The sequence below is a fragment of the Afipia sp. 1NLS2 genome (assembly GCF_000178995.1).
Classification (GTDB): Bacteria; Pseudomonadota; Alphaproteobacteria; order Rhizobiales; family Xanthobacteraceae; genus Afipia.
This window is the reverse complement of the sequence record NZ_ADVZ01000003.1, coordinates 278,856-296,653: the sequence shown is the minus strand read 5'-3', so window position 1 is coordinate 296,653 and position 17,798 is coordinate 278,856. Positions and strand designations below refer to the sequence as shown.

The window sequence follows — 17,798 nt, the reverse complement described above, 5'->3', positions numbered from 1 at the left end:
TGAAGGTCTCGATAAATTACAGGGCGACGGCCCAATCTAGCGATTGATTGTCCGTCGGCCCGGCGCGAAACATACTGGACTTCACGGATTTCGCGAAATCGTAACGGCATGCGCGCTGGCCGTCCGGAACGACGCCAAACCACAGACTGTATTGGGAGACAAAATCATGGGCGTGTCCTTCGACAAAATCGATGGCGCGGTCTTGCTGGAATTCGAAAAGCAACTCGCAGCGAATCCCACGCCCGCAAACGACCGCACGGCAAAACTCGCTGACCCCGGGTTTGGCCGCGTTTTCACCGATCACATGGCTGTCGTCCGCTACAACCACACGAAGGGCTGGCATGGCGCGCGCATCGAATCCCGCGCGAGCTTCGCCCTGGACCCGGCGACGGCCGTCCTGCACTACGCCCAGGAGATTTTCGAAGGCCTCAAGGCCTACCGGCGCGCCGATGGCGGCGTGAACCTGTTCCGCCCCGACGCCAACGCGCGGCGCTTCTGGAATTCGGCGGAACGCATGGCCATGGCGCCGCTCCCCGAACACGTTTTCATCGACGCCGTCGAACATCTGGTGCGCACCGACCGCGACTGGATTCCGGGCGGCGAGGGCAGCCTCTATCTGCGGCCCTTCATGATCGCCAACGAGATCTTCCTCGGCGTCAAGCCATCCGCCGAATACATCTTCGCCGTCATCGCATCGCCGGTCGGCTCCTATTTCAAGGGCGGCCCTGCCCCCGTTTCGATCTGGGTCTCGGAGAACTACACCCGCGCGGCCATTGGCGGCACCGGTGCCGTGAAATGCGGCGGCAATTATGCCGCAAGCCTGCGCGCGCAGGCCGAAGCCATCGAGCATGGCTGCGATCAGGTGGTGTTCCTCGACGCGGTCCAGCGCCGCTACATCGAAGAACTCGGCGGCATGAACATCTTCTTCGTGTTCGACGACGGCTCACTGCTGACGCCGCCGCTCGGCACCATCCTGCCCGGCATCACGCGGGACTCGATCATCACCCTCGCGCGAGAGGCAGGCAAGCTCGTGCGCGAAGAGCCCTACACGATCGATCAGTGGCGCGCGGATGCCGCCAGCGGCAAACTGAAGGAAGCCTTCGCCTGCGGCACCGCAGCGGTGATCTCGCCGATCGGCAAGGTGCATTCGGTGAGCGGCGATTTCGCGATCAACGGAGGTGCCGCCGGCCCGGTCGCGATGGGGCTGCGCAAGCAACTCGTGGACATCCAGTACGGCCGCGCGGCGGATGCGCACAACTGGATCAAGAAGGTTTTCTGATCCATTCGCCTTAACAAGTTTCGAATGACGCCGCAGCCTACGCTGCGGCGTTTTCGTTTACCGGCACCAGTCCCAGTCGGGCGCGGCGCATCCAGCGTCCGATCATCGCGCAGGCGACGACCGCAAGGCCCGAGGCCAGCCCGATCCAGATGCCGGTACCGCCGAAGCCGAGCCTGAACGCGAACAGCAGGCTCAGCGACATGCCGATGCCCCAATAGCCGATGGCGGCGTAGACCATCGGCACCCTTGTATCCTGCAAACCGCGCAGCATGCCCGCGCCGACCACCTGCGCGCCATCGAAGATCTGGAAGACCGCCGCCCACATCAGGAACGACACCGCGAGGCCGACGACGGCGGCATTGGCCGGATCGTTGAGATCGACAAAGGCCGCGATCAGCAATCGCGGCGCAGTCAGCATCAGCGCGCTCATCGCCGCCATGAAGGCGATGGCCAGCGCAAAGGCGGTCCAGCCCGCGCGCGTGATTCCGTCCGCATCGCGCGCGCCATAGGCAAGACCGACGCGCACCGTCGCCGCCTGCCCCACGCCCATCGGCACCATAAAGGTGGTCGATGCGATCTGGATCGCGATGGCATGAGCGGCGATGGCATCGGTGCCGAACTGCCCCATCAGGAACACGGCTGCGTTGAACACCGTGATCTCGAACATCACGGTCGCGCCGATCGGCAAACCGATCCGCCACAGCGTCCGCAACCGCGGCCAGTCCGGCCGCCACCAATGGCCGAACAGGCGATAGCGGCGGAAACGCGCCGCACACATCACCACTACAACCATGCCCGTAAACAGAAACAGGTTGGAGAGCGCCGTTGCCGTGCCCGCGCCGCGCAGCCCCATCGCCGGAAAGCCGAAATGGCCAAACACCAGCGCGTAGTTCGCGGCGATATTGAAAAAGAACGACATGCCGGTGATGACCAGCGCCCACACCGGCCGCTCCAATGCGGCAACGAACGAGCGCAGCACGATGTAACCCAGCGAGGGCAGCAATCCCCATTGCAGATGGTGCATGAAGGCGGCAGCCTCCGCCGCCAACGTGGGATTGAGCCGGAACGCGATCAGGATCGCTTCCGCCTGCCACAGCAGAATCCAGCTCGGTACCGCGATGATCAGCGCGCTCCACAATCCCTGCCGGAATGTGCGGCGCACGTCGCGCACCATATGCAGCTTGCGCCCGATCGCGCTCGCCATCATCGGCGAGGTCGCCGTGAGCAGTCCGATGCCGAACAGCAGCACCGCGAGATAGAGATTGACCCCGAGGGTTGCTGCGGCGAGCGCCGTCGGCCCAAGACGCCCCACCACGATCACATCGGTCGTGGTCAGCGCGATCTGCACGAGATTGGTCAGCACCAGCGGCCAGCCAAGCGCGAGCATCGCGCGAAATTCATCGCGCCAGACTTCTCGCGTCGAGACGCTCTGGGGAGTTACGAAAAGCATGATCGTTGACAGATAGGCAGCGGGGGCGAAACTGCAGCCATCAAGCCGCAGAATATCGCAACATCATGGCGGCCGGACTGCCGGAGGCTTGCCTTTCCCTATACCGCCGAGCGCGCTTTCCACATCTCGTAAGGGTCTTCACCTTCGATGCGAACCGGAATGTGAGTGGCCTTCACGGATTGTGCGGCCAGCGGCTTGGCCATCTCGGCATAGACTTTCGCCGTGGACAGGCTGTAAGGCTCGCCTTCCTCATTGGAATAAGCGTAGGCGAATTCCCGAATCCCGGTGAGATGCATGGCCGAGAGGCACATCGGGCAAGGATGGCCGCTCGCATAGATCGTGCAACCGTCGAGACGCGGACTGCCGAGCACGTGGCTGGCCACGCGAATGGCCTGCAACTCGGCATGGGTGGTCGGGTCGCCAGTCTCGAGAATCTCGTTGACGCCGGTTGCAATCACCTTGCCATCCTTGACCAGCACCGCGCCGAACGGGCGACCGCCCTTGCGGACATTCTCGCGCGCAAGTTCGATGGCTTCGCACAGAAAGCCTTTTGCATCCGACATGTCGGCCTCCTTGAAATCAGATCAGGCTAAATCCTGCGCGCCGACCCAGAACACCTCGCCTTCCGACTCCTCGGTGTCGAGCCAAAGCAGCGGCAGGGTCGGGAAAGCATCCTCCACCGCCTCGCGGCAGCGGCCGACCTCGCAGAGCAGGCCGCCATTCGGTGTGAGGTGCGCAGCCGCTTCATTGATAATCCGCCGGACGATGTCGATGCCGTCCGCACCGCCGTCGAAGGCGAGTTTCGGCTCGTGCCGGCATTCCGGCGGCAGCGAAGCCATCCCCTCCGCGTCGACATAGGGCGGATTGGAGATGATGAGGTCGTAGCGTTCGTTGCCGAGCGGCGCGAACAGGTTGCCCTTGTGCAGCGAGATGCGATCTTCGAGGCCGTAGTCGGCGACGTTCTTCGCCGCCACCGCGAGCGCATCCTTCGAGAGATCGACCGCATCCAGCGTCGCGTTGAAGAACGTCTGCGCCGCCAGAATGGCAAGGCAGCCCGAACCGGTGCACAGATCGAGTACACGCCCGACGCTGCCCGGATCGTCGATCAGTGGCATTTCGCTGTCGCCGCCGAAATGTGAATCCAGCAATTCGCCGATGAAGGAGCGCGGCACGATCACGCGCTCGTCGACATAGAACGGCAGCCCGCGCATGTAGATCTTGTTGACGAGATAGGCCACGGGCTTGCGCGTGCGCACGCGCTGACCGATCAGGCTAAGCAGTTTTGCGGCTTCCGCCTTGGTCACCCGCGCCTGCGCGAACGTCTCGAACTGCTCGGGCGCAAGATGCAGCGCCTCGGTGACGAGGAACGCCGCCTCCGCCACCGGATCAGTGGTGCCATGCGCGAACACCAGTTCAGCCTCGTTGAAGCGGCTGACTGCATAACGCAGGACATCCAGCAGCGTCAGCAATTCACCGGGCTTCGCAACAGGAGCGGCCTTAACACGCGGCGCAGCCTTGCGGCGCGACACAGCGCGCGTCGCCTTCGTCGTCTTGCGTGCCATTATTTGCGCTCCCAGCGCGAGGTCGCTGCGTCGTCAGCGCTGTGTGCCTCGACCCAAACGCCTTTGGTCCCGGACAGGCGCTTTTCCGATTTCCAGAACGGCGCGTTGGTCTTGAGATAATCCATCAGAAATTCCGCCGCCTGAAATGCCGCCTCGCGGTGCGGCGATGCCGTCAGCACCAGCACGATATTGTCACCCGGCGTAACAGTGCCGAAGCGATGGATCACGGTGACGCCGGACAACTGCCAGCGCTTGCGCGCTTCCTCGGCATGACGGCGGATCTCGGTCTCCGCCATGCCGGGATAATGCTCCAGCGTCATCTCCGAAATCGCCAGATCGTCATCGCCGCTGCGGCAGATGCCGATAAAGCTCACCACCGCGCCAATGTCCGGGCGGTTCGCAGTCAGCATTCTGGTTTCGAGCGCGACATCGAAATCGTCATGCTGCACGCGAACTGTGATCGGGATGGTCATCGTGATGGCTCAGCCGCCGGTCATCGGCGGGAAAAATGCGATCTCGCGCGCGCCCGCAATCGCCGCGTCCGGTTTGACATGGGTGTGGTCGATGGCGGCGCGAATGATCGCGGGCTTCTCGAAGGCGCGGGCGTATTCCTCGCCGCGCTGCGTCAGCCAGCCGATCAGGTCACCGACCGTACGGATGGCGGCGGGCGGATCGATCGTCTCTTCCGCCTTGCCGATACGCTCGCGCACCCATGCGAAATAAAGAACCTTCATCACTCATCCTCCACCAGATGATGGATGCCGGAACGGAAATAGTCCCAGCCGGTATAGAGCGTGACGAGAGCCGATATCCACAACAGCGTGATTCCGATCGGGATGGTCGGCGGCAGGATCGCCTCGCCCGCCTCACCCGCGATCAGAAACCCGATAGACACCAGTTGAACAGCGGTCTTCCACTTCGCAAGCTGCGTCACCGGGACGCGGACATGGAGCGCCGCGAGATATTCGCGCAACCCCGAGACCAGAATTTCGCGGCACAGGATCACGATCGCGGCCCATAGCGACCAGCCCTTGATGGTCTCGTCCGCCGCCAGCATCAGAAGGCACGACGCCACCAGCAATTTATCGGCAATCGGATCGAGCATCCGCCCGAACGCGGATTGCTGATTCCACATCCGCGCGTAATAGCCGTCGAAGAAATCGGTGACCGCGGCAATGATGAAGACCGCGAGCGCGACCCAGCGCAGCCACAAGGGCCCGTTGCCGATCGACTGGGCATACATGCAGGCGACCACGATCGGCACGGCCGCGATCCGCGAATAGGTCAGGATATTCGGCAGCGCAAACGAGTGTTTGAGCGGCTTGCGGGTGGTCACACTGGACATGGGCACGATACCAATACTGTGCGGCTCCCAAGGTCAACACCGAAGGCGATCATGGCGGTTATGTCCCCTGTCAGGCTCACCGGTCAGGACCGAGCGGGATGGAAGAAATCGTGGATTCGCCGCGCGCTTTCGGCGCTCACGCCTGGAACCTTGCCAAGGTCTGCCAGCGAGGCGCGCTCGATTTCCTTCAACGTTCCGAAATGATGCAGCAGCGCCCGCTTGCGGGCCGGGCCGATGCCCGGAATTTCCTGCAAGCCCGCCTCGCGGATGTCCTTCTTGCGCAGCTTGCGGTGCGATCCGATCACGAAACGGTGTGCCTCGTCGCGCAGCCTCTGGATGAAATACAGCACCGGATCGCGCGGCTCGAGCTTGATGGCCGGGCGGTCCGGCAGGAACAGCGTCTCGCGCCCGGCGTCACGGTCCGGCCCCTTGGCGACCGACATCAACGAGACGCCAGTGACGCCGAGTTCATCGAAAATCTGGCGCACCGCGTTCAACTGCCCAAGGCCGCCGTCGATGATGACGAGGTCCGGCCATTGCGGGACGTCATCGTCCTTGGCCTGCGCGCCCGCCTCCGCCGACAATAGCCGCTTGAAACGGCGCTGCAACACCTCGCGCATCATGCCGTAATCGTCGCCCGGCGTGAGATTTTCAGAGCGGATGTTGAATTTGCGATACTGGTTCTTCATGAAGCCTTCCGGCCCCGCGACCACCATGGCGCCGACCGCATTGGTGCCCTGAATGTGGCTGTTGTCGTAGATCTCGATCCGGCGCGGCGGCTGCGGCAATTGCAGCGCGCTCACGAGGCTGTCGAGAAGCCGCGTCTGCGTGGCGGTGTCGGCGAGCTTGCGGCCCAGCGCCTCGCGCGCGTTGGTCAGCGCGTGATTGACCAGTTCCTTTTTCTCGCCGCGCTGCGGCGTCGAAACCTCGACCTTGAATCCGGCCTTGACGCTGAGCGCGCTGGCCAGCAGTTCGCCTTCCTCGATCTTGTGGGAGAGGAGGACGAGCTTCGGCGGCGGCTTGCCGTCGTAGAATTGCGACAGGAACGAGCCCAGCACCTCCTCCGCCGTCAGCGACTTGTCTGCGCGTGGGAAATAGGCGCGGTTGCCCCAGTTCTGCCCGGTGCGGAAGAAAAACACCTCGACGCAGCTATAGCCGCCCTCCTGATGGATGGCGAACACGTCCGCCTCCTCCACCGTGCGCGGATTGATGCCCTGCTGCGCCTGCACCGCCGACAGCGCGGCCAGACGGTCGCGATACAGTGCCGCGCGCTCGAATTCGAGCTCGGCGGAGGCCTTCTCCATCTCCGCGGCGAGTTGCTCTTTCACCGCGCGGCTGCGGCCGGAGAGGAAGTCGGTCGCCTCCCGCACAAGCTGGGTATAGGCGGGGAAATCGATCTCGCCGGTGCACGGCCCCGCGCAGCGCTTGATCTGGAACAACAGGCAAGGCCGGGTGCGGCCCTCGAAAAACGAATCCGTGCAGGAGCGGATCAGAAACGCGCGCTGCAGCGCCGTCAGCGTGCGGTTGACTGCGCCGACGGAGGCGAACGGCCCGAAATAGCGGCCGGGCCGCGTCTGCGCGCCGCGATGCTTGACGAGCTGCGGCGCCCAGTGATCGCCGGTGATGAGAATATAGGGAAACGACTTGTCGTCGCGCAGCAGCACGTTGAAGCGTGGCCGCAACTGCTTGATGAGGTTCGCTTCCAGCAGCAGCGCCTCGGTCTCGGTTTCAGTCGAGACGATCTCGACATTCACCGTCATCGCGATCATGCGCGCGATCCGCACCACATGGCCGGTCGGGCGGGCGTAGGACGAAAGCCGCTTTTTGACGTTCTTGGCCTTGCCGACATAGAGCACGTCGCCGCTCTCGTTGAGCATGCGGTAGACGCCAGGAGAGGTTGGCGCGAGCTTCACCGCCTGCTCGATCACGGCGCGGCCGACTCCGAGGCGGCTCTCGCTGCCCCATTCGGCCTCATCCTCCACCGGCTCGGGAAGCGCGGAGTCGTCCTCCTCCGGGTTGGTCACGGCAAGGTCGCTGTCCTGCGGCGGGACATCGGAGGAACCCGGCGCCTGCGCGCCGCCGGGTGCCGGCGGATTCGTCACCGGATCATCAACGCTCCGCCCCGGTGCGGCCATCGATCTTTCATGATCGTCGCTATTCATGGCCCCAAATTAGTGATCGCGGAGGCTGAGGGCCAGCGGTCGGTAAGATTCTCTTAACAACGATCCACCCCGAAAACCCCGCGTTAAGAAGTGTTTAACGTAAAACTCTCGATAAATTTTACGCAGAAAAGACGGGCTTTCGTAACCACGATGGCCCGTGACCCCCGCCTTGGAGGCGCGGGTCGAAAAGTCAGTAGCGTATGCGTCGGGAGTATTTGAGATGTTGAAGAAAGCCCTCGGAGTAGCGATCCTGGCCCTGAGCAGCGCTGCGAGCGCCCAGGCCGCCGATCTCAGCTATCGCCGTCAGGCGCAGCCCTACACCGTCAACCAGCCGCTGAACGGCTATAGCTGGGCGGGCCCCTATCTCGGCGCCAACCTCGGCTACAATTTCGGCGACGTCTCCAACAGCGGGACCAGCCCTTCCGGGTTCAGCGGCGGTATCCAGGGTGGCTACAACTGGCAGTTCGGCACCCCCTGGGTGCTTGGCCTCGAAGCCGACCTGCAGGCCACCGGCGCCGACGACACCTTCGCGGCATGGAAGTTCTCCAACCCCTGGTACGGCACCATTCGCGGCCGCGTCGGCTACGCCATCAACCCGAATTTCATGATCTACGGCACCGGCGGTCTGGCCTTCGGCCAGTTGAAGGGCACCATGCCGGGCCTGAGCGAAACTCACACCACCGCGGGCTGGACCGTGGGCGGCGGCGCCGAATTCGCGCTCACCAACAACTGGTCGCTCAAGGCCGAGTACATGTACGTCGATCTCGACAGCAGCAACTTCCTAATCACCGGTCTGCCGAACGGCTATCAGTTCTCGACCGTGCGCGTCGGCGTGAACTATCACTTCTGATCGCAGCGAAAGCACCGCTTCGCGCTTTTCAATCCCGGGCCTTGCGCCCGGGATTTTTCATGGAGCGAAAGACTTCAGGACGAGACCACGAGGTCGACCGCTTTCGGGCCCTTGCCCTTCTTGTCGGGCTCGACCTCGAACGTGATGTGCTGCCCTTCGGTCAGGTTTTTCAATCCCGCTTTCTCGACCGCGGTGATGTGAACGAAGACATCCCGCCCACCGTCATCGGGCTTGATGAACCCGTAGCCCCGCTCCGCATTGAAAAACTTCACGACCCCCGTCATTGCCATGGGATCCCCTCCCCGCACGTATCTTCGACCGGCGTCCCCACGCCAGCCCCCCGGCAATCAGCTAATCACTGCCGCGCAGACTTGACTATTGCCTATGTGGCAAGTTCGAAAAAATACCAGACTGCGGAGGGAAGGCCTCAGGGGCGGACGACTTCGATGCGATAACGCCCAGCGCCACCGAGGCCGAGCGGCTTCTCCAGCTCGGGCAGGACCGTTTTGAGCTCGGAGGCGAGCGTCCAGGGCGGGTTGACGATCAAAAGCCCGGCCGAGACGAGCCCGCTGTCAGCCGTCTGCGGCGCGACGCTGAATTCGACGCGCAGGCAATTCTCACCGCCACCCTCGCGCGCAGCCGCAACCGAGGCGATCTCCCGTGCAAGCCGGTCCGGGCCGCGCCGGTCCTTGGCCGGGTACCAGAGCATGTAGATCCCGGTCGGCCATTTCGCATAGGCCGCAGCGAATTTCTCCGCGAGGCGGGAGAATTCATCCTTGTCCTCGAACGGCGGATCAATCAGCACCAGCCCGCGCCGTTCATTCGGCGGCACGTAGGCGGTCAGCGCGGTCCAGCCGTCGAGATCGACCACGCGGGCCTGCGGATCGCGGGAGAGATTGCGGATCAACTCCTTGCGGGCGGCGTCCTGAATCTCGCACGCCACCATCCGGTCCTGCGGCCGCAGCAGCGCCCGCGCAATCAGGGGCGAACCGGGATAGGCGATCAGTTCGCGCGGCGGATTGAAGGCGCGGACGATGTCGAGATAGGGCGCGACCAGCGCCTGCACTTCGTCTGAAAACCGCGCCTGCAAAATCCGCGCGACGCCGAACCGCCACTCGCCGCTGCGCTCCGCCTCGTCGCCGGTCAGGTCGTAACGGCCCGCGCCCGCATGAGTGTCGATGACGCGAAACGCCGACTGCTTCTGGTGCAGATAGGTCAGGATCCGCGTCAGCACGATATGCTTGATGACGTCCGCGAAATTGCCGGCGTGGAAGGCGTGGCGATAATTCATCGGCGCGGCTTACGACATGGCGGCGGTTTACGCAAAGCCTTAGCCTTTGCGCAAAAGCGCACCACGCCTAGCCGCCGCGCATCGGCGGCATCACGATCTGGTTGCGGCGGCAGGCGCTGCGATCGACCTGCTCACAGGCACGGAACTGCAGATCCTTGTTCATACAGATCCGCACCTCACCAAGCCTGCGGCTGTCGCAGCGCACGGCGATGGCGGAGGCGCTGAGGCCCGGATTGGCCTTGATGAAGGCTTCCTCCACCTCGTTCGGCGACACCGTCTTGGGCGCGGCGAGGTCGAGATATTCCTCCGGAATCTTCACCGTGGCGCGGGCCTTGCGGATGGTCTCGAAATAGGCGCGCGCGCCAAGCCCCGCGCAGGTGCCGTGCTTGTCCCACTCGCTGTAGATCAGCCCCGGTGCCGGCATCAGATCGAGCATCGAGCGCATGACGTTGCGGTCGAGCCGCGGCGCGGGCCGCCGGCAATATTCGGGATAGCCGCGCTCATATTGCGGCCACAGCCCATGCACCACGAACGAATAGGGACGCCCGCCGCACTGTGCCTGCGTGCTGCGCCCGTTGCTGCCGCGCTCGCGCGCGGCCTCGCAGAAGGACGGCGACCACGACAGCGACAGCACATAGAAATCGAAAGCGCCCGGCGCGTTCTGGCGATGATCCTGCGCGGATGCGTTCGCGCCTGCCAGCAGCAGCGCGCCCGAGACGAGAGCGAGCGAAGCCAGCCCCCGGCGCAAACCTCTCCAACATCCGATCATGAAAACGCCCCCACCCCTTACGCATCGAAAAGCGTAACGAGACCTCCGGAACATTACAAGAACAAATTGCAGCAGGCCGAATCGACCTGCGTTACGGCATCGCCGCGCGGCAATTGCGGCCGTAGGCCCAGTTGCGGTCAAGCCCGACCACGCACCATTCAACGCCGGAGCTGAGACCCGTCCCCGCAAAGCCGCCATCCTCGATGATGGAATAGCGCACGAGGCGCGGATGGCCGTCGCTGATCATCGCGCTCGCCGTGCAGAAGCGGCGGGGAATCGCGTTGTAGGCGCCGTTCGGGCTTTCCCACGGGCGGAAAGCCACCTCGCGCACATCGGCAAAGCCGGTAATGCGCAGGTTCGAATTCCAGTAGGTCGATTCCTTCTGCGCAAACTGGGCAGAGACCGCGTGCAACGCCTGCCAGCATTCGCCCATTTGCCCGTCATAGCGCGGGCCGGAGAGCCAGAAGTTCAATTCCAGCGGGTTGGCGGCGCGGGCGCTGTCCACAGTGGAGATCGCGCCGAAGGCCGCGACCAGCATGGCGAGGACCGCGATTCGCGGCGACGAAAAAGCAATGCGCATGTGACGAAAGCCCATGATGAGTTGCCGGACGGTGCCGCGAAGCCCGATCCTGGTCAAGTGCAGCGCGGCAACACCTTCGGACAACGCCCCATCGCCAGCCCGCCAGCGCTTTCAAAGCCATCGCGCCAAGGCTAGACTCAGCCGCAAATCGAAGGAGCTACCGATGCGCATGAACGGACGTTGGATGATGGCGGCAGCGGCGATCGCCTGCGGTATCGCGGTGAGCGCGCCGGCCAAGGCCGACTGGGTTCCGCCGTTCAAGGGCAACGACACCGGCGGCATCATCGCTTATTCGCTCTACCAGCAAGGCTCCGACATCAAGGCCATGGCGACCGACCATTGCGCCCGCTACGGCAAGGTCGTGAAGCTCACTGGCGTCGATGCGCAATATGGTGGCTACATTTCCTTCGCCTGCGTCTGGGTGCCGCCCGGCAGCACCCAGCGGCCGCTGCGCACGGCCTACTGATTTTTCGGATCAGGGAGGATCGGCCATGACACCGCGTCTGACCCTCCGAACCGCCGCTCTGGCCGCCACATGCGGCTGCGCCACGCTGGCCAGCGCGGCCTCGCTTGAAGATATCCCGAACCGCAAACCGGGCCTGTGGGAAATCAAGATGATGTCCGCCGACGCGCGGATGCCGCAACAGACGATGCAGCAGTGCACGGATGCCAGCACCGACGCCGACATGCGCACGACCTTCAGCCCGATGGCGAAGGAGATGTGCTTGCAGCAGAACATGCAGAAGACGGCGACCGGCTACAGCATCGATGCCACCTGCAACTTCCATGGCATCGCCTCGACCTCACACACCGAGATCAGCGGCGATTTCAATTCCGCCTACACCGTGAAGGTCTCCACCACCCGGAGCGATGGCCCGCCCGGCGTCGCGCAGGCGGGCGACATGACCATGAACGCCACATGGGTCGGCCCCTGCAAGGACGGGCAGAAGGCCGGCGACATCATCATGCCCGGCGGCATCAAGATGAATGTCAACGACATGAAGGCCCTGCGCGCGCTGATCCCGCAGCGCGCGCCTTCTCATCCGCACTGATAATCAGCTACGCCTTCTTCTGGCGTTCCAGATAGGTCTTGCCGCCCTTCATCTTGTGCTGGAGCGGCGCCTCGTTGATCTGGATCACCACAGCATCGGGCTCGACGCCGAGATTCTTCACCAGCGCGGCAGTGATATCGACCATCATGCCCTTCTTCTGCTCGTCGGTGCGGCCGGCCGCCATGTTGATGGTGATCTCGGGCATCGTGCGGCTCCCTATTTCCAACTCACATTGTGGCGCGCGAGGACCTTGCGGACTCCTTCGACAAGTTCGCTTTCGTTCACGGCGAACTGCGCTTCGTGCTGCTGCTTCTGCAGAAACGCCTCGCGATCCGCGCTTTCGCCGCCGACCTGCGCGCCGAGGATGAGATCCTTGATCTGCACGATGCCCTTCGCCTTCTCATCGCCGCCCTGAATGATGGCGCAGGGCGAGTTGCGGCGGTCCGCATATTTGAACTGCACGCCGAGATTGTTCTTCGGATTGCCGAGATACATCTCGGCGCGGATACGAGGCCCATCCGGCCTTGAAGGATCGACAGGAGAGTTGCGCAACGTGGTGACAAACTTCTGGTATTGCGCGATCTCGTTGCGGTCCATCACCAGCACGACGACGGGACCGGCTTCCGGCCTGGTGTCGATCTTGCCGAGCAGCGTCAGCGCGGCCTGTAGGCGCGACACACCGATGGAGAAACCCGTCGCGGGCACCGGCTCGCCGCGAAAGCGCGACACGAGACCATCGTAACGCCCGCCGCCGCCGACCGAACCGAACCGAACCGGGCGGCCCTTGTCGTCCCTGGTCTCAAGCAACAGCTCAACTTCGTAGACGGGGCCGGTGTAATATTCGAGGCCGCGCACGACGGAGGGATCGATGCGGATGCGATCGTCCCTATAACCGGCACTTGTCGAAAGCTTTGCAATATCCTCAAGCTCTGCAATGCCTGCTTGGTAGATGGAATTCTCCTGCGCAGAGCCGCGAATGCTATTCAGCGTTTCCTCGTTATTGCTTCCATTGCGACGAAGACGGCTCAGAATCATCTCCGCATGTTCACCTGAAAGACCGGCTCCCTTGGTGAAATCGCCCGAAGGATCTTTGCGTCCAACGGTCATGAGGAGGTGAACATCCTCTTCCGAAAATTTGTCGAGCTTGTCGATGGCGCGCATCACCGTCAGCCATTGGCCATCATCGGTGACACCAATTTTTTCGCGGATGCCATCGAGCACCTTGCGGTTGTTGACCTTCACCACGTAGGAGCCGCGCGGAATGCCGAGCGCCTCCATTGTGTCGGCGGCCATCATGCACATCTCAGCATCGGCGGCGGGCGAAGCCGAGCCCACGGTGTCGGCATCGAACTGCATGAACTGGCGGAAGCGGCCCGGACCCGGCTTCTCGTTGCGATAGACGTAGCCGTGGCGATAGCTGCGATAGGGCTTCGGCAGCGTGTCGAAATTCTCCGCGACATAGCGCGCGAGCGGCGCGGTGAGATCGTAGCGCAACGAAATCCACTGCTCGTCATCGTCCTGGAACGAGAATACGCCCTCATTCGGCCGGTCCTGGTCGGGCAGGAATTTGCCGAGTGCGTCGGTGTATTCCATCGCCGGGGTCTCGACCGGTTCGAAGCCGTAACGCTCGTAGACGGCGCGGATTTTCTCCACCATCGCGCGCGTTGCGGCGATCTCGGACGGAGTGCGATCCACCAGCCCGCGCGGCAGGCGGGCACGGAGTTTTTGCGGCTTTTTGGATTTTTTGTCGGACATGGCCGGTTGGTATCAGCCGCCAAAACGTCCGGCAAGCACCGAAGGGGTCAGTTCACCAGCACCGCGCCATCAGCGGATGCCCGCGACCCAGACATCCGCCTGCCCCAATCCGACCCCGAGTGTCTGCAGCACCGTATTCAGCAGCGTGTCGATCGAGCCAGTGGCACCCGAGATAATCGACACCACCTGCGGCCCGAGCCCCGGAATCGGCAACGCCAGCGGGCCGAGTTGAACGGACAGCGACAGGTCACCCAGCAGGCTCCCCGTCAGCGACGAGGTGAAGGACGTGGTGTTCACGGTCTTGCGCGTCTGCGCCTGAATATCGGCATAGCTGAAATTCACATTGGTCGGAGCCGTGTTCGCCATCGTCACATGGGCGCGGCCCGTGACCTTGATCGCGCCGAGATCGACGATGGTCGCGGCCGGCGGATTCGGCTTGGTGGTGAAATTCGTCATATCGGCACTGGTCACTCCGCCGATCCACGCATCGACGATGCCGGGCGAGACGCCGAGTTGCGCGGTGGATGACGCGATGTCGGGATAGCCGCAACTCACGTTGTTCAACGTCGCGGTGCCCGCCGCGACTTCCACATAGATCGGCAGGTTCACCGCCGCGACCGAGCCGCTGCCGATCAACTGGACCGTCGCGAGGATACGGGTTTGCGCGGTGTGCACGCTCGCCCCCGCCTGGCCGATGGTGATCCAGCTTGAACCCACTGGCCGTTCGCCGACAGTGACCTGAAGCGAGACGGCGGCGATGCCCGGCAGGCCAAGATTGAGGCTCGTGGCGATCTGGTGGGTGCCGTTGGCCAGTTGCGCGGTGGCCGACAACAGATCCAGTGCGTCGAGATCGACACCCACTTTCGGCTGCTGGCCCACAAGCATGTCACCATAGGGACCGGCATCGATCAGATCACCGAGCGTCACCTTGGTGGTGACACCCGCCAGCGACGAACCGACGTTCGACAACGCGCTGCTCGCGGCGCCTGTGGCACCGCTTGCCTGCAGCGCGGCAATGATGTCCGTCACTTTCAGGTTGGATTGCAGCAGCGAATCGTAACTGACGCCGGTGAGATTTGCGCGCGTCGCCAGCGCCGACATGAAATCGAACAGGTTGACCTTGGCATCCGCCAGCGCCTGATAATCCATCGCCGAGAGCGACAGCGAGGTGCCAAGCATCTGGCCCAGCAACTGGTTGAGCAGCCCGCCGTTCAGCGACGCGAGCCGCGAGCCGATCGCGAAGGTCGCAAGCTGCGTGGTGCTCGCAACCGAGCTGACGCGGAGATTGATATAGGGATCGCCGGTCAGCACCTTGCCGAAGAACAGTGGCGTCTTCGTCTGCATGGTGACGCGCACGGCGTTGGCGGGCGTGGCTCCTGCGGTGAAGCGCTGCTGCGGCACAAGCGACGTGTCCGCCTTGTACACGCCGGTCTCGACAGCCACGAGCGAGTCCGGCGGGTAGTTATTTTTGGCGACAGTGGCCGCAGCAGCGCGAGGGGCACGGGTGAGATCGCTCGCCGCCACGATGGCGGCAAGGTCGGCCGCGCTTTGCGCGCGGCGCTTGTCGGTGAACACCGAGCCGACATCGACACCGAGCGCGGCACAGCCGGTCACCAGCAGCATGCAGGCGGCGGCGATGAAGGCGATGTTGCCGCGTTCGTCGGAGACGAACTGGCGGCCCAGATGCCGCGCGAATTGTCCCGGCTGCTTCATCAATAGCCTCCGCCCGGAATCGCGGCCGAGCGCACGATGACCGGCGGCGGGGCGGGCACGAAGGACGGCAGCGAATAAATGAACGTGTTCGAGGCGTCGTAGTTGACGGTGACGATGAACACGTTGGGATCGGCACCGGAGGTCGCGGCGTTGACCGACAGATGCGCGGGCACGATCAGCGGATAGCTCGCGGCGTTCTGTGTCACATAGTTCGTGGCCAGAGATTTGCGCTCGGTCTCATTGAGGCCCGCGACCGAAGTGCGCGCAGCTTCGGCGGCCAGTTGCTGCACGTCGTGGACCATCGCGAGATAGGCGCCGAACATCACGATGCCGAACACCAGCAGCATGAACACCGGCAGCACCAATGCGAATTCGACGGCGGACGCACCCGAACAGGCGCGGCGAAAATCCCGGAAGCGGTGAAAGCCCGTTGTCATGGGCGCAGGATGCTCACACAACTTTTAACAGGTTACGAAAGATATATACTACCCATGGTAGTAAATACATGCCGTCCCGGATGCGCAGGACACCAGAGGCGAGCGATGCGCCCACCGTCGTTCCGCTCATTGTCTCCGCCTGATAGGGTCCCCGCCATCTACCTGCCCGAGGGAAGGAAATCCGTCTTGAATATTCAGCAGTCCCGCTCCGTTTTGTCGCCGAACGACCTTGCCGCCTATTGGATGCCGTTTACCGCCAACCGCGCCTTCAAGAAGGCACCGCGCATGCTCGCGGGCGCGAAGGACATGCACTACTTCACGACGGACGGGCGACAGATCATCGACGCGGCCTCGGGCATGTGGTGCTCGAATGCGGGCCATTGCCGCGAGCCGATCACGCAGGCGATCGCCAGGCAGGCGGCGACCTTGGACTATTCGCCGCCGTTCCAGTTCGGCCATCCGCAGGCGTTCGAGCTTGCGAACCGCATCGCGGCGCTCGGCCCCGAGGGGCTCGATCATGTGTTCTTCTGCAATTCGGGATCGGAAGCGGTCGACACCGCGCTCAAGATCGCGCTCGCCTATCATGCGACGCGCGGCGAAGCCGCGCGCACGCGGCTGATCGGGCGCGAGCGCGGCTATCACGGCGTCGGCTTCGGCGGCATTTCGGTCGGCGGCATGGTCAACAACCGCCGTCTGTTCGGCGCGCTCCTGAACGGCACCGATCACCTGCCCACGACCTACGACCGCGAGCACCAGGCTTTCTCAAAAGGCGAACCGGAATGGGGCGCCCACCTCGCCGACGAACTGGAACGGATCGTCACGCTCCACGGCAAGGATACCATCGCAGCCGTCATCGTCGAGCCAATGGCGGGCTCGACCGGCGTGCTGGTCACACCGAAGGGCTACCTGCAGAAGCTGCGCGCGATCTGCGACAAGCACGGCATCCTGCTGATCTTCGACGAGGTCATCACCGGCTTCGGCCGCCTCGGCTATGCCTTCGCCGCCGAGCGCTACGGCGTGGTGCCCGACATGATCACCTTCGCCAAGGGCGTCACCAACGGCGCGGTGCCGATGGGCGGCGTGCTGATCCGCAACGACATCCACGATACGTTCATGAAGGGGCCGGAACACATCGTCGAGTTGTTCCACGGCTACACTTACTCGGCGCATCCGCTTGCCTGCGCCGCCGGCCTCGCCACCCTCGACATCTACCGCGACGAGGACCTGTTCGCGCGCGCCCGCAAGCTGGAACCGTTGTTCGCCGACGCCGTGATGGGGCTGCGCAAGGAACCGAACGTCATCGACATCCGCACGGTCGGTCTGACGGCGGGTATCGACCTCGCGCCCAAGGACGGCCAGGGCGGCCTGCGCGGCCTCACCGCGCTCGCCAACGCCTTCAACGACCATGACCTGATGCTGCGCGTGGCGGGCGACACCCTCGCCTTGACGCCGCCACTGATCATGAGCGAGGCCCAGATCGGCGAGATCGTGGACAAGGTCGCGGCCGTCATCCGCTCGGTCGCCTGAACGCCCGCCCTGCCCGCGCCCGGCCA

The 17,798-nt window shown here is 63.8% G+C and carries 20 protein-coding genes; 5 read left to right on the top strand and 15 right to left on the bottom strand.

Annotation, left to right across the window (positions count from 1 at the left end; all coding sequences use genetic code 11):
- Positions 1-166 precede the first annotated feature (166 nt).
- Positions 167-1,279, top strand: a complete 1,113-nt coding sequence (locus tag AFIDRAFT_RS12870; protein ID WP_009339913.1) for a branched-chain amino acid aminotransferase — start codon at positions 167-169, stop codon at positions 1,277-1,279.
- Between the two features lie 37 nt (positions 1,280-1,316).
- Here the strand turns inward: AFIDRAFT_RS12870 and AFIDRAFT_RS12865 are convergent, their stop codons facing one another.
- From AFIDRAFT_RS12865 to uvrC, 7 genes are all read right to left on the bottom strand, one after another.
- Positions 1,317-2,729 (bottom strand): MATE family efflux transporter, encoded by a 1,413-nt coding sequence (locus AFIDRAFT_RS12865; protein ID WP_009339912.1) that lies wholly within the window; start codon positions 2,727-2,729, stop codon positions 1,317-1,319.
- A gap of 98 nt (positions 2,730-2,827) precedes the next feature.
- Positions 2,828-3,292, bottom strand: a complete 465-nt coding sequence (locus tag AFIDRAFT_RS12860) for a nucleoside deaminase (RefSeq protein WP_009339911.1) — start codon at positions 3,290-3,292, stop codon at positions 2,828-2,830.
- A gap of 21 nt (positions 3,293-3,313) precedes the next feature.
- Entirely contained in the window at positions 3,314-4,291 is a 978-nt protein-coding gene (prmB, locus tag AFIDRAFT_RS12855) for a 50S ribosomal protein L3 N(5)-glutamine methyltransferase (RefSeq protein WP_009339910.1), read from the bottom strand.
- Entirely contained in the window at positions 4,291-4,764 is a 474-nt protein-coding gene (locus tag AFIDRAFT_RS12850; RefSeq protein WP_009339909.1) for a molybdenum cofactor biosynthesis protein MoaE, read from the bottom strand. The genes prmB and AFIDRAFT_RS12850 overlap by 1 nt, the downstream gene beginning before the upstream one ends.
- Before the next feature lie 9 nt (positions 4,765-4,773).
- Positions 4,774-5,025, bottom strand: coding sequence for a molybdopterin converting factor subunit 1 (moaD, locus tag AFIDRAFT_RS12845; protein ID WP_009339908.1), 252 nt, complete (start codon positions 5,023-5,025; stop codon positions 4,774-4,776).
- Complete coding sequence (gene pgsA / locus AFIDRAFT_RS12840; RefSeq protein ID WP_009339907.1) at positions 5,025-5,636, bottom strand: CDP-diacylglycerol--glycerol-3-phosphate 3-phosphatidyltransferase; 612 nt, start codon at positions 5,634-5,636, stop codon at positions 5,025-5,027. Before pgsA ends, moaD begins: the two co-directional genes overlap by 1 nt.
- A gap of 83 nt (positions 5,637-5,719) precedes the next feature.
- A complete protein-coding gene (gene uvrC / locus AFIDRAFT_RS12835) occupies positions 5,720-7,798 on the bottom strand; it encodes an excinuclease ABC subunit UvrC (RefSeq protein WP_156786897.1) in 2,079 nt (692 codons plus the stop codon).
- A 220-nt stretch (positions 7,799-8,018) separates the two neighbouring features.
- Here uvrC and AFIDRAFT_RS12830 point away from each other — a divergent pair, with 220 nt between their 5' ends.
- Positions 8,019-8,648 (top strand): outer membrane protein, encoded by a 630-nt coding sequence (locus tag AFIDRAFT_RS12830; RefSeq protein ID WP_009339905.1) that lies wholly within the window; start codon positions 8,019-8,021, stop codon positions 8,646-8,648.
- A gap of 74 nt (positions 8,649-8,722) precedes the next feature.
- Here AFIDRAFT_RS12830 and AFIDRAFT_RS12825 read toward each other — a convergent pair whose 3' ends face one another.
- The 4 genes from AFIDRAFT_RS12825 to AFIDRAFT_RS12810 form a co-directional block, all read right to left on the bottom strand.
- Positions 8,723-8,938 carry a cold-shock protein gene (locus AFIDRAFT_RS12825; RefSeq protein WP_009339904.1) on the bottom strand — a complete coding sequence of 72 codons (216 nt, stop codon included), beginning with the start codon at positions 8,936-8,938 and terminating at the stop codon, positions 8,723-8,725.
- A gap of 137 nt (positions 8,939-9,075) precedes the next feature.
- On the bottom strand, positions 9,076-9,939 hold the full coding sequence (locus AFIDRAFT_RS12820) for a 23S rRNA (adenine(2030)-N(6))-methyltransferase RlmJ (protein ID WP_009339903.1): 864 nt from the start codon (positions 9,937-9,939) through the stop codon (positions 9,076-9,078).
- A gap of 67 nt (positions 9,940-10,006) precedes the next feature.
- Entirely contained in the window at positions 10,007-10,708 is a 702-nt protein-coding gene (locus AFIDRAFT_RS12815; protein ID WP_009339902.1) for a ribonuclease T2 family protein, read from the bottom strand.
- 91 nt (positions 10,709-10,799) lie between these two features.
- Positions 10,800-11,288: a hypothetical protein gene (locus AFIDRAFT_RS12810; RefSeq protein WP_040298450.1), complete on the bottom strand. Its 489-nt coding sequence runs from the start codon at positions 11,286-11,288 to the stop codon at positions 10,800-10,802.
- 163 nt (positions 11,289-11,451) lie between these two features.
- Here AFIDRAFT_RS12810 and AFIDRAFT_RS12805 point away from each other — a divergent pair, with 163 nt between their 5' ends.
- Both AFIDRAFT_RS12805 and AFIDRAFT_RS12800 read left to right on the top strand, forming a co-directional pair.
- Positions 11,452-11,754, top strand: coding sequence for a hypothetical protein (locus AFIDRAFT_RS12805; protein WP_009339900.1), 303 nt, complete (start codon positions 11,452-11,454; stop codon positions 11,752-11,754).
- A gap of 25 nt (positions 11,755-11,779) precedes the next feature.
- On the top strand, positions 11,780-12,340 hold the full coding sequence (locus AFIDRAFT_RS12800; protein WP_009339899.1) for a DUF3617 domain-containing protein: 561 nt from the start codon (positions 11,780-11,782) through the stop codon (positions 12,338-12,340).
- A gap of 7 nt (positions 12,341-12,347) precedes the next feature.
- On the opposite strand, the gene AFIDRAFT_RS12795 is transcribed toward AFIDRAFT_RS12800, so the two are convergent.
- The 4 genes from AFIDRAFT_RS12795 to AFIDRAFT_RS12780 form a co-directional block, all read right to left on the bottom strand.
- A complete protein-coding gene (locus AFIDRAFT_RS12795; protein WP_002717063.1) occupies positions 12,348-12,545 on the bottom strand; it encodes a tautomerase family protein in 198 nt (65 codons plus the stop codon).
- Positions 12,546-12,556: 11 nt separating this feature from the next.
- Positions 12,557-14,095, bottom strand: coding sequence for a histidine--tRNA ligase (hisS, locus tag AFIDRAFT_RS12790; RefSeq protein ID WP_009339898.1), 1,539 nt, complete (start codon positions 14,093-14,095; stop codon positions 12,557-12,559).
- A gap of 69 nt (positions 14,096-14,164) precedes the next feature.
- Positions 14,165-15,808 carry a pilus assembly protein TadG-related protein gene (locus tag AFIDRAFT_RS12785; RefSeq protein ID WP_009339897.1) on the bottom strand — a complete coding sequence of 548 codons (1,644 nt, stop codon included), beginning with the start codon at positions 15,806-15,808 and terminating at the stop codon, positions 14,165-14,167.
- On the bottom strand, positions 15,808-16,245 hold the full coding sequence (locus tag AFIDRAFT_RS12780) for a TadE/TadG family type IV pilus assembly protein (protein WP_009339896.1): 438 nt from the start codon (positions 16,243-16,245) through the stop codon (positions 15,808-15,810). Before AFIDRAFT_RS12780 ends, AFIDRAFT_RS12785 begins: the two co-directional genes overlap by 1 nt.
- A gap of 186 nt (positions 16,246-16,431) precedes the next feature.
- Here AFIDRAFT_RS12780 and aptA point away from each other — a divergent pair, with 186 nt between their 5' ends.
- The gene (gene aptA, locus AFIDRAFT_RS12775; protein ID WP_040298404.1) at positions 16,432-17,772 is read left to right on the top strand and encodes an omega-aminotransferase AptA; all 1,341 of its coding nucleotides are present in this window, start codon (positions 16,432-16,434) and stop codon (positions 17,770-17,772) included.
- The last annotated feature ends 26 nt before the right edge of the window (positions 17,773-17,798 follow it).